Here is a 13,835-nt window from a genome sequence, read left to right on the forward strand (position 1 = left end):
CGTTCGGCCAGCGTGGTTTTACGGGGCGCCAAAGATCAAAAGCCAGAGCAAGAGCGACTCGCTTCGCATCGTGGTTACGCGGTCCTGTAGGAGCCGGCTTGCCGGCGATGAACCCGAGGGCGCCGCGTTCTGCCTGGAGTTTCGCGTCTCCGTTAACGACCATCGCCGGCAAGCCGGCTCCTACGGTGCGGGGTGTACGCGAATTTGCATCACTTGTAGGAGCCGGCTTGCCGGCGATGAACCCGAGGGCGCCGCGTTCTGCCCGGGGTTTCGCGTCATCGTTAACGACCATCGCCGGCAAGCCGGCTCCTACAGTTCGGGGTGTACGCGAATTCGCATCACTTGTAGGAGCCGGCTTGCCGGCGATGTACCGGATGGCGCCGCGTTCTGCCTGGGATTTCGCGTCTCCGTTAACGACCATCGCCGGCAAGCCGGCTCCTACGGTGCGGGGTGTACACGAATCCGCATCTGCATCACCTGTAGGAGCCGGCTTGCCGGCGATGAACCCGAGGGCGCCGCGTTCTGCCTGGAGTTTTGCGTCTTCGTTAACGACCATCGCCGGCAAGCCGGCTCCTACGGTGCGGGGTGTACACGAATCCGCATCTGCATCACCTGTAGGAGCCAGCTTGCCGGCGATGAACCTGAGGGCGCCGCGTTCTGCCTGGGATNNCTCTTTTCCAAAAGTGACCCGCCGTAAGGGCGGAACCCATTTCAGCCGTTACCCAAACAACGGATATGTACCCGATCAAAGGCCATCTATGGAAAAGTCAAAGTTACGCAAGCTGGGAATGCTAACGGTATTAGCCGTAGCCATCGGCCTACTCATTTACACCGTCCAAGCCCCCGCCGACGCCCCCCAATACCTCACCGCCACCGCCGAACGCGGTGACATCGAAAACGCCGTCCTGGCCACCGGCCTGCTCGAAGGCATCAAACAGGTCGACGTCGGCGCCCAAGTCTCCGGCCAGCTCAAATCCCTCAAAGTCAAAGTCGGCGACAAGGTCAAGAAGGGCCAATGGCTCGCCGAAATCGACCCCTTGATCCTGCAAAACACCCTGCGCAAGGCCCAGGTCGACGAAGAAAACCTCCAGGCCCAACGCCGCGCCACGGCCGCCCAGCTCAAGCAAGCCAAGTCCGTGTACGAACGCTACAAAGGCCTGCAAATCGACGAATCGGTCTCACGCCAGGACTTCGAAGACGCCGAGTCCACCTACCAGGTGCAACAGGCCAACCTGCTGTCCCTGGACGCACAGATCAAAAGCGCCCACATCCAGATCGACACCGCCAAGGTCAACCTGGCCTACACCCGCATCGTCGCGCCCATCGACGGCGACGTGGTAGGCATCGTCACCCAGGAAGGCCAGACCGTGATCGCCAGCCAACTGGCGCCGGTGCTGCTCAAGCTGGCAGACCTGGACACCATGACCGTCAAGGCCCAGGTCTCCGAGGCCGATGTGATTCACATCAGCCCGGGCCAGCAGGTGTACTTCACCATCCTCGGCGAGGCGGACAAGCGCTATTACGCCAAGCTGCGCGGCACCGAACCGGCACCGCAGAACTTCCTTGAAACCCAGCCCGCTGGCACCCCCAAGCAAAACACAGCGGTGTTCTACAACGCGCTGTTTGACGTGCCCAACCCCGACCATCGCCTGCGCATCGCCATGACCGCGCAGGTGCGTATCGTGCTCGACACCGCCCAGGCGGCGCTGATGGTGCCGGTGGCGGCGCTGGGGCCGCGCAACAACGATGGCACTTACTCGGTGCGGGTGCTCGACGCCAAGGGCAAGGCGGTGTCGCGGGAGGTGAAAACCGGCATCAATAACAACGTCAAGGTGCAGGTGCTCGAAGGCTTGGCCGAAGGCGACAAGGTGGTGATCGGCGACGCCACGCCGGCTGTGGCGGGGAATTGATCGATGACCCAGCCACTGTTGGAACTCAAGGGCATCACCCGCAGTTTCATGGCCGGCGAGCGCGAGTTCATTGCGCTCAAGGGCATCGACCTGACGATCCAGGCCGGGGAGATGGTCGCGATCATCGGCGCCTCGGGGTCGGGCAAGTCCACCCTGATGAACATCCTCGGCGGCCTGGATTACGCCACGGCCGGCAGCTACAAGATCAACGGCATCGAAACCCGTTCCCTGGGTGATGAACAACTGGCGGAACTGCGCCGCGACTACTTCGGTTTTATCTTCCAGCGCTACCACCTGCTGGCGCACTTGAGTGCCTTGCACAACGTGGAAATGCCGGCGATCTACGCCGGCACGCCGGAAACCGCGCGCCACAGCCGCGCGCGCGAGCTGCTGGCGCGCCTGGGCCTGGCGGGGCACACCACCCACCGGCCCAGCCAGTTGTCAGGCGGGCAGCAACAGCGAGTGAGTATTGCCCGGGCCTTGATGAATGGCGGGGAAGTGATCCTGGCCGATGAGCCCACCGGCGCCCTCGATACCCACAGCGGCAAGGAGGTGATGCGTATCCTCGCCGAACTGCACGCGGCCGGGCACACGGTGATCATCGTCACCCACGACCCCAAGGTGGCCGCCAATGCCCAGCGCATTGTCGAGGTGTGCGACGGTGAGATCGTCAGTGACAAGGCCAACGACAGCGTCGGGCTGGAGCTGAACACTGAGGCGCCCATCGAGCCCAAGCGCAGCGGTGCCCGGCGTTTGGTGGCCAGCCTGGGGTTGTTCAAGGAAGCGTTCAACATGGCTTGGGTCGCGCTGGTGTCCCACCGCATGCGCACGCTGCTGACCATGCTCGGAATCGTCATCGGCATCACCTCGGTGGTGTCGATCTCGGCCATCGGCGAAGGGGCCAAGCGCTATGTGCTCAAGGACATCCAGGCGATCGGCAGCAACACCATCGACATCTTTTCCGGCACCAGTTTTGGCGACAGCCGTGCCTCGGCCATCGAGACGTTGATGCCGTCGGATGTGGAGGCGTTGAACCAGCTGTATTACGTCGACAGCGCCACGCCGGTGGTGGGCCGCAACCTGTTGCTGCGCTTTGGCAACATCGACCTGGATGCGCAGGTCAACGGCGTGAGCGACCGCTACTTCAAGGTCAAGGGCTTGAAGCTCGAGGCAGGCATTGCCTTCAGCGAAAGCGATGCGCGGCGCCAGGCCCAGGTGGTGGTGATCGACCACAACACCCGCCAGCGCCTGTTCGGGCCGAACATCGACCCCCTCGGCCAGGTGATCCTGGTGGGGAACCTGCCGTGCACGGTGATCGGGGTGACGGCCGACAACAAAAACATGTTCGCCGCGAGCAAGGCGCTGAACGTGTGGGTGCCCTATGAAACCGCAGCGGGGCGGCTGCTGGGGCAACGCCACCTGGACAGCATCACCGTGCGCATCAAGGACGGCCAACCGAGCAAGGTGGTGGAAGACAACGTCAACAAGCTGATGCTGCAACGCCACGGCACCAAGGACTTCTTCACCAATAACCTCGACAGCATCATGCAGACGGTGCAGAAAACCAGCCGTTCGCTGGCGTTGCTGTTGTCGTTGATTGCGGTGATTTCGTTGTTGGTGGGGGGCATTGGGGTGATGAACATCATGCTGGTGTCGGTGACCGAGCGCACCCGCGAGATCGGTATCCGCATGGCGGTGGGCGCGCGGCAGTCAGATATCCGTCAGCAGTTTTTGGTGGAAGCGGTGATGGTGTGCCTGATCGGCGGAATGATCGGCATCTCGCTGTCATTTGCCATTGGCTATCTGTTTTCGTTGTTCGTGAAGGAATGGGAAATGGTGTTCTCCCTGGGCTCGATCGTCACGGCGTTCGCCTGTTCGACGATGATCGGCATTGTGTTCGGCTTTGTACCGGCACGAAACGCCGCACGCCTGGACCCCATCGAGGCATTGGCCCGGGATTGATGCTTCACGAACGGTGAAGGTCAAAATGTGGGAGCTGGCTTGCCTGCGATGGCGGTGTAACAGTCAACCCAAGGGTAGCTGACCCACCGCCATCGCAGGCAAGCCAGCTCCCACATTTGTTCAGCGGTGCCTTAAAGTGCTGTGGTTTCTTCAGTGGCATACATCCACCGCAACAACGAATGCCGCCCGCTGATCCCCAGCTTGATCGATGCGCGCTTGAGGTAGCTTTCGATGGTGTTGACCTTCAACGCCAGTTGCTCCGCCAATTCCGGCGCGGTACGCCCGGCCAGCAGGCCGACGCACACTTCCAGTTCGCGGTTGGACAAGGTCAGCCCCGATTGCACCAGGCGTTCTTCAATGCGCCGGCGCAGGGTGTCGATGCCCTGGCTTTGCGGTACCTGCAGTTCGCTGTCGGTGCGGCACGGCTGGATGGCGGCGATGTGTTTTTCCACCATGGGCAGCAACAGCGAGGAAAAGTCCTGCAACATGCTGCGTTCCTGTGGCGAAAAACTGTCGGACTGGCTCGCGCGGTACACCGACAGCACATAGCGCATGTCGTCTTTGCGCCGCGTCAGGTGCAGTTGTGCCGCGGGCTGTTCTTCCCCCAGCGCGGTCATGGAATCGGTGTACACGGGGCTGATCTTGCGGCGCAATTGCCCTTCGGAACTCACCCGTAGTTGCGAGATATGCGTGGCGTCCACTGCCAGTTGGGTGAGGATGAGGTCGTGCAGCATGCGTGGGAAATGGCGACTGCCGGTGCTGGCGATGACCTTGCCTATATGTGGGAACAGGTGTGAGTTCATCAATTCGTCCATGAGTTTCAGGTGCAGGCATTCGGCTATATAGCGACGGGGATTAAGAAGGTAACAAGTGCGAATAACCCACAGTGATAATGCGTCCCGTCGGAACGTATGCTAGTACAGCCTGGCGAAAGGATGGGGATCCAATCTGTAAAAAGTCGACATTAAAAACACAAAACGGTGGTCGGACCTGTCCGACCACCGTTGTGGGAAAGTGCCGTGCTTGAGCCTTATCTGACAGCGTGAGCAACCATCGCGGCATGACGCGGGGTTGTGCGTGTGCACTTGGCCAGTGCTTGCTGCACGTCCGCCAGCAAATCGGCGACATCTTCCAGCCCCACCGACAGGCGCACCAGGCCTTCACTGATGCCATGGGCCGCCCGTTCCTCGGGCGTGTAGGTGGAATGAGTCATGCTGGCCGGGTGCTGGGCCAGGGATTCGGCATCCCCCAGGCTGACCGCGCGGGTGAACAGCTTGAGTGCGTTCATGAAGCGTCGGCCAGTGTCGATCCCGCCCTTGAGTTCGAAGGCGATCATGCCGCCCGATTGGCTCATTTGCCGCGTCGCCAATTCGTACTGTGGGAAGGAGCGCAGGCCGGGGTAAGTGACGCTGACCACAGCCGGGTGCGCCTGCAGCGCTTCGGCCACGGCCAGGGCGTTGCTGCAATGGCGGTCCATGCGCAGGGCCAGGGTCTTTAGCCCGCGCATCAACAACGACGCATCCTGCGGCGACATCACGGCGCCGGTCAGGTCCTTGAGCCCTTGCAGGCGGATACGCTGGGCCAGCGCATGGCTGCTCACGGCGATGCCCGCGGTGATATCGCCATGGCCGCTGAGGTATTTGGTGGCCGAGTGCACCACCACATCTGCGCCCAGGTCCAGGGGGCGTTGCAGGTAAGGGGTGCAATAGGTGTTGTCGACCACCAGCGTGATGTTGCCGTGCGTGTGGGCGATGTCGGCCACGGCGGCAATGTCCACCAGTTGCAGGTTGGGGTTGGCCGGGGTTTCGCAATAGATCATGCGCGTGGCGGGGGAGAGCGCGGCACGCAATGCCTGCGGGTCTGTGAGGTCAATGTGGCGCACCTTGATACCGAATTCGCCAATGCCGTGGTGCAGCAGCGCGAAGGTGCAGCCGTACAGCGTCTGGCTGACGATCACCTCGTCGCCCGGGCGCAGCAGGGTCCAGAACGTGGCGGCGATGGCGCCCATCCCGGAGCTGAACGCCACCGCGGCCTCGCCGTTTTCCAGGGTGGCCATGCGTGATTCCAGCAGCGCCAGGGTCGGATTGGAAATGCGCGTATAGAAGTGCCCGTTGGCCTCGCCGGCAAAACACGCCGCGCCGTATTCGGCGGTGGGGAAGGCAAAGGTTGCCGACAGGTAGGTGGGCGGGACGAGCGCGCCGTGGTGGTCCTTGGGGTCGTAGCCGTGGTGGATGGCGCGGGTGGAAAAGCCGAATGCATTGTGTTTATTGTTCATGTCGGACGCTCCTTATTTCCTACAATGCTATGCTCATAACCAGAGATGAACGTTGCAAAAAATGCGCATAAATCCCGCGTCCTGGGTTGAATCTCCTATAAAAACAATGAATAGAGGCACGTTATGCCCGTGAGTCTGGACCGCACCGACAAAGCCCTGTTAAACGCCCTGCAGGGCAATGCTCGCCTCACCGTGGCCGAACTGGCCGACCGCGTTTCCCTGACCACATCGCCGTGCTGGCGCCGGGTGAGGAACCTGGAAGAGAGCGGGGTGATCAGCGGTTATCAGGCGATCCTGTCGCCCAAAGCCCTGGGGTATGGGGTGACCGCGTTTGTCAGCATCATGATGGAAAGCCATACCCAGGAAATCGCCCGCAAGTTCGAGCAGCGGCTGCTCGAGATTCCGGAGATCGTGGCGTGCCACAACGTGTCGGGGCGCTATGACTTTTTGCTCGAAGTGGTGGCCAGGGACCTGGAGTCGTTTGGCGAGTTTGCCCGCGAGGTGTTGCAGACCCTGCCGTGCGTCAAGGAGATCTATTCGAGCTTTTCCTACAAATCCGTCCGACCCTTGCGCGTGATCCCGTTGCCGGGATGACGCTCAGCGAAAGAACTCCCCCGGCGTCGTCTCGAACTGCTGGCGAAATGCATTGATAAACGCCGATGTCGATTCATACCCGCAACCCAGCGCCACATCCGTGACACGCTCGCCTTGTTCTAGGGCGGGCAGGGTGCTCAATAGACGCAGGCGCTGGCGCCAGGCACGAAACGTCAGGCCGGTATCCCTTAAAAACAGGCGGCTCAGGGTCTTCTCACTCACCCCCAGCTTCTGGCTCCACTGGCCTAACGTCGTTTGCTGCTCCGGGTGGGCATTCAAACTCCGGTAGATCTGGCGCAGACGCGGATCCAGCGGCAAGGGCAGCATCAGGTCGACCTGAGGGGCGGCCGCCAGTTGGTCCAGCACCACCTGGGCCAGGCGCCCGTCGGGTCCGTCTTCGGCATACTCCACCGGCAACTCGCTGAAACTGCGGATCAACTCGCGCAACAGGCTGCTCACTTCCAGTACATGGCAGCGTTCGGCCGCCCAGGTGGTCACGCTGCAATCGAGGTACAGGCTGCGCATTTCGGTGTGCGGCGAACTGAACACCCGGTGCGGCACGCCTGCGGGGATCCACACCGCGCGCTGGGGCGGCGCGACGAAGCGGCCGACGCTGGTCTGAATCTCCAGCACCCCGGAAATCGCGTAGGACAATTGCACCCACGGGTGGCTGTGCCGACGGGTCAGCGCCCGGTTGGGCAGCGATTCGGTGCGCCCATACACCGGGCGTGGCAGGCTGGAAAGCCCGGGCACCGTGCGGCGGACGGTCTTGTCATGTCCTTTAGGCGGCATTTACTGGCTCATTGGCGTTAGTCGGTAACAAGCCGTTACGTTAGAGTCGCGAGGATGCTCTTGGCAACCCCTGGAAGATTTGCTTATGACCCGCCCGCGTTTTCTGCCTGACAACTTCACCCTGACGCTGATTGCCACGGTGATCCTCGCCTCCCTGCTGCCCGCCAGCGGCCAGACCGCCGTGGCCTTCGGCTGGGTCACCAACCTGGCCATCGCGCTGCTGTTTTTCCTGCACGGCGCCAAGCTGTCGCGCCAGGCCATCGTGGCCGGTGCCGGCCACTGGCGCCTGCACCTGCTGGTGTTCAGCCTGACCTTTGTGCTGTTCCCGCTGCTGGGCCTGGCGCTCAAACCGGTGCTGTCGCCGCTGATCGGCAAAGACCTGTACATGGGCATGTTGTACCTGTGCGCGTTGCCGGCCACGGTGCAATCGGCGATTGCCTTTACCTCCCTGGCGCGGGGCAATATCCCGGCCGCGATCTGCAGCGCAGCGGCCTCCAGCCTGTTCGGGATTTTCCTGACGCCGTTGCTCGTCACGCTGCTGCTCAATGTGCATGGCGATGGTGGCTCGACCGTCGATGCGATCCTGAAAATCAGCGTGCAACTGCTGCTGCCCTTTATTGCCGGGCAGATCGCCCGTCGCTGGATCGGCGAGTGGGTCGGCCGCAACAAGGCCTGGCTGAAATTCGTCGACCAGGGTTCGATCCTGCTGGTGGTGTACGGCGCGTTCAGCGAGGCCGTCAACGAAGGCATCTGGCACCAGATCCCGCTGTGGGAACTGGGTGGCCTGGTGGTGGCGTGCTGCGTGTTGCTGGCCCTGGTACTGGTGGCGTCCACGCTGCTGGGCAAGGCCTTCGGCTTTAACCAGGAAGACCGTATCACCATCCTGTTCTGTGGCTCGAAGAAGAGCCTGGCGACCGGTGTGCCGATGGCCCAGGTGCTGTTTGCCGGGGCGACCATGGGCGTGTTGATTCTGCCGCTGATGCTGTTCCACCAGATCCAGCTGATGGTCTGCGCCGCCCTGGCGCAGCGCTATGCCAAGCGCCCGGAGTCGATTCCAGAGCTGATGGCGCAGGTCGATCCTTAATCCTCTCCTGGGAAATTTCCTACGTATAGGTGGGAAGTTTCCCTTATAGATCAAGACTATTCCCAGCCACTATTACCCCATTCGCACCCGCAAAGTGGTTGGTAAGCATGGCCTCTTCCCCCGTCAAACCCTTGCCCAGTGAGCTGGAGATCCAGCGTGGCCTGGCCTTGGGTGAATTTCGCGCCTGGTTCCAACCCAAGTTCTTCATGCACACCGGCCAACTGGCGGGCGTGGAGGCCTTGGTGCGTTGGGAGCACCCGGCGCGGGGCGTGCTGTTGCCCGAAGACTTCCTGGCCGCTGTGCTGGCCTATGACCTGATCGACGACATGTTCAAGCAATTGCTCGAGCAAGGCCTCAGCCTGCTCGGCGTGTTGCGCCGCCAGGCCATGCAGTTGGAGCTGGCGTTCAACCTGCACGCGTCGCAATTGCTCAGTGGTGCTTTGGTCGCCCACATTCAGTGGGCCCTTGGGCAGCACGGTTTTTCCGGCGCTTCCCTGGTATTCGAGTTTGCCGAAAACGGTTTGCTGAACGCCTCGCCAGCGGTCCAGGAAAACCTGCTGCGCCTGCGCATGTTGGGCTGTGGCTTGGCGATCGACGACTTCGGCAACGGTTTTACGTCCCTCAAGCTGCTCTGCCAACTGCCTTTCAACCAGCTCAAGCTGGACGGCGGCTTTGTACGCCATAGCCCCAGCATGGTCAGCAGCACCCTTGCACTCTCGCGGTTCCTGGGCATGAGCCTGGTGATCGAGGGGGTCAGCGACCCGCAGATCCGCGACGGTGTGCTGGCCCTGGGCTGTGAACTGGGCCAGGGTTTTTACCTGGCCCGGCCCATGGCGGGCTACCGTTTGCTGCCCTGGCTGGAAGCGCAGGCATCGGGCTATTCAAAGCTCTAAGAAATTTCCTACACTCAGGTCGCGCTCGTGTATTTTGTGGCGGCGTGTCTCACAGGGGTTGTTATGTTTAAAGCTTTAGTCGTGGATGATCATCCGTTTATTCGCTCCTCGGTGAAGATGCTCCTCAAGCAGGAAGGCTTTGAGGTCGTGGCCGAGGCCGACAACGGCGCCGATGCGGTGCAGTTGGCCCGTGAACACGAGCCTGAACTGATCGTGCTGGATATCGCCATGCCCAAGCTCGACGGCCTGGAAGTGATCGCGCGCATTTGCGCCCTGGGCCTGCGGTGCAAGATTTTGGTGCTGACCTCGCAGTCGCCGCTGTTCTATTCCATGCGCTGCATGAAGGCCGGCGCGGCGGGGTATATCTCCAAGACCAACGACCTGGATGAGCTGATCAAGGCGATCAAGGCGGTCATGGGCGGCTACACATTCTTCCCCAACCTGGCCCACAGCTCGGTACGCCGCAGTGACGCTGAAACCACCGACCTGGAATTGATCCAGAGCCTGTCCGACCGCGAACTGACCATCTTGCAGCAGCTGTCCAATGGCCTGAGCAACAAGGAAATCGGCGATGCGATGCTGCTGAGCAACAAGACCATCAGCACCTACAAGACCCGCCTGATCGAGAAGCTCAAGGTCAAGTCGGTGGTGTACCTGGCCGATTTCGCCAAGCGCAATAACCTGGTCTGAATGAACACTTCCTCGCGCAAATGGCTGATGGGCGCACTGCTCGCTGGCACCCTGAACGGCGCCGTGCTGGCGGCCGCGCCGGCTGACACCTATCAGGTCCTGGGCCGTTCCCATGTGTCGGAGTACGCCGTCTCGCTCGCCGAGCAGGACTGGAGCTGGCTGCGCGCAAAGGGCGCCCTGGTGCTGGGCGCGTCCGCCCCGGATTACTCGCCGTTTGGCATGACCACCAACGGCCGCGATTACGAAGGCATCACCGCCGACTACGCCAAGCTGCTCAGCGAACTGTTGCGCACCCCGGTGGAAGTGCGCCGCTTTGCCTCCCGGGCCGATGTGATCGAGGCGCTCAAGCGCGGCGAAGTGGACTTTCTCGGCACTGCCAATGGTTTTGAGCAGGCCGACCACGACCTGCTGATGTCGACGTCCTATGCCGAGGACCAGCCAACCCTGGTCACCCAGGTCGCCAACAGCCAGACCCTGACTGAGGACCTGGCCGGCAAGAAGATCGCGATGCTCTACCACTACCTGCCGCCGCAGGAAGTCGAGGCGTTCTACCCCAAGGCCACCTTGCAACTCTATCCCTCGACGTTGAGTGCGATCGGCGCCGTGGCCTTCGGCAATGCCGACGTGTACCTGGGCGACTCCATCAGCGCCCAGTACCTGATCAACAAGAACTACTTGAACAACGTGCAACTGGCCGACTTCTCGCGGATGGAGGTCAGCAACTTCTCCTTTGCGGTGGCGCAGGCCAACACCCGTCTGTTGCACATCATCAACACCGCGCTGGCGGCGATCCCCCAGGGCGAGCGCATGACCATCCTGCGCCGCTGGAGCGCGGGTGGCGGCAGCATGCCGGGGCGGACTGCACTGAACTTCAGTGCCAGCGAGCTGCGCTGGATGGCCGCGCACGCTCATGTGAGGGTGTCGGTCGACGACAGCTTCGTGCCGTTCTCGTTTTTCAACGAAGACGGCGAGTTCCGTGGCATCAGCGCCGATGTGCTGGCCAAGGTCGCGCTGCGCACCGGCTTGAAGTTCGACGTGCGCAACACGCAGTCGGTGGCGGGCATGATCGAGCAGATCCGCACGGACAAAGCCGACCTGTTGATTACCGTCACCCCCAGCCAATCCCGTGAAAGCCAGATGCGCTTCACACGGCCTTACTTGAGCACCCCTTACGTGCTGGTCAGCCGCACCGGCCCGAACAGCCCGGCCACCCTGGATGACATGGCCGGCAAGCGCCTGGCCGTGATCACCGGCAACCCGGTGCGCGACCAGTTGCTGGATCAGTACCCGAACATCACCCTGGTCAACGCGCAGAACGCCCAGCAGGCCATGGCCCAGGTGGCCAACGGGGAGGCCGATGCGGCGGTCAATTCGTTGATCACGGCGCGCTACATGATCTCGCGCCAGTACCGCGACCGTTTGCGCATCACCACCACGGTCGGCACCGAATCGGCGCGGGTTGCGTTCGCCACCTCGCGTGGTGCGCTGGAGCTGTATTCGATCCTGGAGAAGGCACTGCTGAGCATTCCGCCGGAGGAGATGGACGAAGTCACCAACCGCTGGCGCAGTGAAATTGCTGTGGATGACAGCTACTGGCTGCGCAACCGTGCCCTGATCCTGCAAGGCTTTGCCGTTGCCGCAGTCTTGCTGTTGGTGGCGTTCGGCTGGATCGCCTACCTGCGCATGTTGATGCGCCAGCGCAAGCAGGCACAGATCGCCTTGAACGACCAGATGGAGTTCATGCGCGTATTGATCGACGGCACGCCGCATCCTATTTATGTGCGTGACCGTGAAGGGCGGTTGCGCATCTGCAACAGCGGCTACCTGGATGTGTTCGGCGTGGAGCGTGACGCCGTGCTTGGCAAGACGGTAGTCGAAGGCGTGCTCAAGCGCGCCGACGAAGCCGCCGCCTACCACGAAGACTATTTGCAGGTGATGGCCGACGGGGTACCCCGGGTGCAGGACCGCCGCCTGACCATGGGGCCGGACAACGTGTTGACCATTTACCACTGGATGCTGCCGTATCGCGGCAGTGACGGTGAAGTCAGCGGCATGATCGGCGGCTGGATCGACATCAGCGAACGCCAGCACCTGCTTGAAGCCCTGCGTGAAGCCAAGGAAGGTGCCGACGCGGCCAACCGGGCCAAGACCACGTTCCTGGCGACCATGAGCCATGAAATTCGCACGCCGATGAACGCGATTATCGGCATGCTCGAACTGGCGATGAAAAAGGCCGACCAGGGCGTCACCGACCGTTTCTCCATCGAAGTGGCGTCGGGCGCAGCTCGCGGCCTGTTGGACCTGATCGGCGATATTCTCGACATCGCGCGCATCGAATCCGGCCGCCTGTCCCTGGCACCGGAGCGCGCCAACCTGCGTGAACTGGTGGAGTCGGTGGCGCGGATTTTCGAAGGGTTGGCGCGGCAGAAACAGCTGCAGTTGATCCTCGACCTGGATGCCAGTATCAACCGTGAGGTGCTGGTGGACCCGCTGCGCTTCAAGCAGATTGCGTCCAACCTGTTGAGCAATGCGATCAAGTTCACCGGCCAAGGCCAGGTGCGCCTGCGGGTCAGCGCCGAACCTGCCGCCGATGATGAGCGCCTGGCGATCTGCCTGCGGGTGGAAGACACCGGCAGCGGCATTTCCAGCGAAGACCAGCAGCGTCTGTTCAGCCCGTTTGCCCAGGCCAGCAACCATGGGCAGTCGGCGCGTGGCGGCTCTGGCCTGGGCCTGATGATCAGCCGCACATTGTGCGAAATGATGGGCGGCACCCTGGTGCTGCACAGTGTGCTGGGGCAGGGCACCCAAGTGGAAATGCGCGCCAGCCTGCCCACCCTGGCGGCGCTGGAACATGCGCCGGCTGCCGAGCCGGTGCAGATGCCGGCGTCCCAGGCATTGAAGGTGCTGGTGATCGACGATTACCCGGCCAACCGTCTGTTGCTCACCCAGCAATTGCATTACCTCGGCCACCGCGTGGTGGATGCCGAGGACGGCGCCCATGGCTTGCGGGCCTGGCGTGCGGAGCATTTCGACGTGGTGATCACCGACTGCAATATGCCGTTGATGAATGGCTATGAACTGGCCCGGGCGATCCGCGACGAAGAGCGCACCCGGGGCCTGCAACCCGGGCTGATCCTCGGCCTGACCGCCAATGCCCAACCTGAAGAAAAAGATCGCTGCGTGAAGGCCGGCATGGATGATTGCCTGTTCAAGCCCATCAGCCTGCAGGACCTCAGTGCACGCCTGACCTCCTTGACCCCGGAGAGCGTACCGACGCCGGTTGAGGTCTTGCCGGACGATATCGACCTCACCAGCCTGGAACAACTCAGCCGGGGCGACGAGGCCTCCATCAGAAGCCTGCTGCACGATCTGGCCACCAGCAACCAGCAGGACATGTCACGCCTGATGCAGCTGTTCACCCAGCACGACGTCACCGGCCTGTCCGACCTGGCGCACCGGGTCAAGGGCGGCGCGCGGATCATCAAGGCACAACGCCTGATCCAGGCCTGCGAAGCCTTGGAAACCGCCTGCGAAGGGCTCAATTCGGCCGTACTGACCGACGCCGTCGACGCCCTGCAACAAGCCATGGAACAACTCGAACACCACCTCGACACCTACCTGGCTTGTAGTGAGCG

At 62.3% G+C, this 13,835-nt stretch carries 10 protein-coding genes; 7 read left to right on the forward strand and 3 right to left on the reverse strand.

Going from position 1 to position 13,835, the window contains the following annotated elements:
• The first annotated feature begins 758 nt into the window (after nt 1–758).
• Entirely contained in the window at nt 759–1,910 is a 1,152-nt protein-coding gene (macA, locus tag HX792_RS27240; protein WP_176998981.1) for a macrolide transporter subunit MacA, read from the forward strand.
• Between the two features lie 3 nt (nt 1,911–1,913).
• A complete protein-coding gene (locus HX792_RS27245; RefSeq protein WP_176998982.1) occupies nt 1,914–3,872 on the forward strand; it encodes a MacB family efflux pump subunit in 1,959 nt (652 codons plus the stop codon).
• Between the two features lie 131 nt (nt 3,873–4,003).
• Here HX792_RS27245 and HX792_RS27250 read toward each other — a convergent pair whose 3' ends face one another.
• Entirely contained in the window at nt 4,004–4,675 is a 672-nt protein-coding gene (locus tag HX792_RS27250) for a response regulator transcription factor (RefSeq protein ID WP_176998983.1), read from the reverse strand.
• Between the two features lie 227 nt (nt 4,676–4,902).
• Nucleotides 4,903–6,147, reverse strand: coding sequence for a methionine gamma-lyase (locus HX792_RS27255; protein ID WP_176998984.1), 1,245 nt, complete (start codon nt 6,145–6,147; stop codon nt 4,903–4,905).
• A gap of 123 nt (nt 6,148–6,270) precedes the next feature.
• On the opposite strand from HX792_RS27255, the gene HX792_RS27260 reads away from it, so the two are divergent.
• Nucleotides 6,271–6,741, forward strand: a complete 471-nt coding sequence (locus tag HX792_RS27260; RefSeq protein WP_176998985.1) for an Lrp/AsnC family transcriptional regulator — start codon at nt 6,271–6,273, stop codon at nt 6,739–6,741.
• A 3-nt stretch (nt 6,742–6,744) separates the two neighbouring features.
• On the opposite strand, the gene HX792_RS27265 is transcribed toward HX792_RS27260, so the two are convergent.
• On the reverse strand, nt 6,745–7,533 hold the full coding sequence (locus HX792_RS27265) for a helix-turn-helix domain-containing protein (RefSeq protein ID WP_176998986.1): 789 nt from the start codon (nt 7,531–7,533) through the stop codon (nt 6,745–6,747).
• 85 nt (nt 7,534–7,618) lie between these two features.
• On the opposite strand from HX792_RS27265, the gene HX792_RS27270 reads away from it, so the two are divergent.
• From HX792_RS27270 to HX792_RS27285, 4 genes are all read left to right on the forward strand, one after another.
• The gene (locus HX792_RS27270; RefSeq protein WP_176998987.1) at nt 7,619–8,617 is read left to right on the forward strand and encodes a bile acid:sodium symporter family protein; all 999 of its coding nucleotides are present in this window, start codon (nt 7,619–7,621) and stop codon (nt 8,615–8,617) included.
• A 107-nt stretch (nt 8,618–8,724) separates the two neighbouring features.
• Entirely contained in the window at nt 8,725–9,510 is a 786-nt protein-coding gene (locus HX792_RS27275; RefSeq protein ID WP_176998988.1) for an EAL domain-containing protein, read from the forward strand.
• A 63-nt stretch (nt 9,511–9,573) separates the two neighbouring features.
• Nucleotides 9,574–10,200 carry a response regulator transcription factor gene (locus tag HX792_RS27280; RefSeq protein ID WP_176998989.1) on the forward strand — a complete coding sequence of 209 codons (627 nt, stop codon included), beginning with the start codon at nt 9,574–9,576 and terminating at the stop codon, nt 10,198–10,200.
• A partial coding sequence (locus HX792_RS27285) for a transporter substrate-binding domain-containing protein (protein ID WP_176998990.1) occupies nt 10,201–13,835 on the forward strand: 3,635 nt, incomplete at its 3' end.

It is taken from the genome of Pseudomonas sp. B6002, assembly GCF_013385985.1.
Classification (GTDB): domain Bacteria; phylum Pseudomonadota; class Gammaproteobacteria; order Pseudomonadales; family Pseudomonadaceae; genus Aquipseudomonas.

Coding starts and splice junctions, on each gene's coding strand:
- HX792_RS27275 (WP_176998988.1), top strand. CDS start 8,725: ATGGCCTCTTCCCCCGTCAAACCCTTGCCCAGTGAGCTGGAGATCCAG.
- HX792_RS27245 (WP_176998982.1), top strand. CDS start 1,914: ATGACCCAGCCACTGTTGGAACTCAAGGGCATCACCCGCAGTTTCATG.
- HX792_RS27265 (WP_176998986.1), bottom strand. CDS start 7,533: ATGCCGCCTAAAGGACATGACAAGACCGTCCGCCGCACGGTGCCCGGG.
- HX792_RS27260 (WP_176998985.1), top strand. CDS start 6,271: ATGCCCGTGAGTCTGGACCGCACCGACAAAGCCCTGTTAAACGCCCTG.
- macA (WP_176998981.1), top strand. CDS start 759: ATGGAAAAGTCAAAGTTACGCAAGCTGGGAATGCTAACGGTATTAGCC.
- HX792_RS27280 (WP_176998989.1), top strand. CDS start 9,574: ATGTTTAAAGCTTTAGTCGTGGATGATCATCCGTTTATTCGCTCCTCG.
- HX792_RS27250 (WP_176998983.1), bottom strand. CDS start 4,675: ATGAACTCACACCTGTTCCCACATATAGGCAAGGTCATCGCCAGCACC.
- HX792_RS27255 (WP_176998984.1), bottom strand. CDS start 6,147: ATGAACAATAAACACAATGCATTCGGCTTTTCCACCCGCGCCATCCAC.
- HX792_RS27270 (WP_176998987.1), top strand. CDS start 7,619: ATGACCCGCCCGCGTTTTCTGCCTGACAACTTCACCCTGACGCTGATT.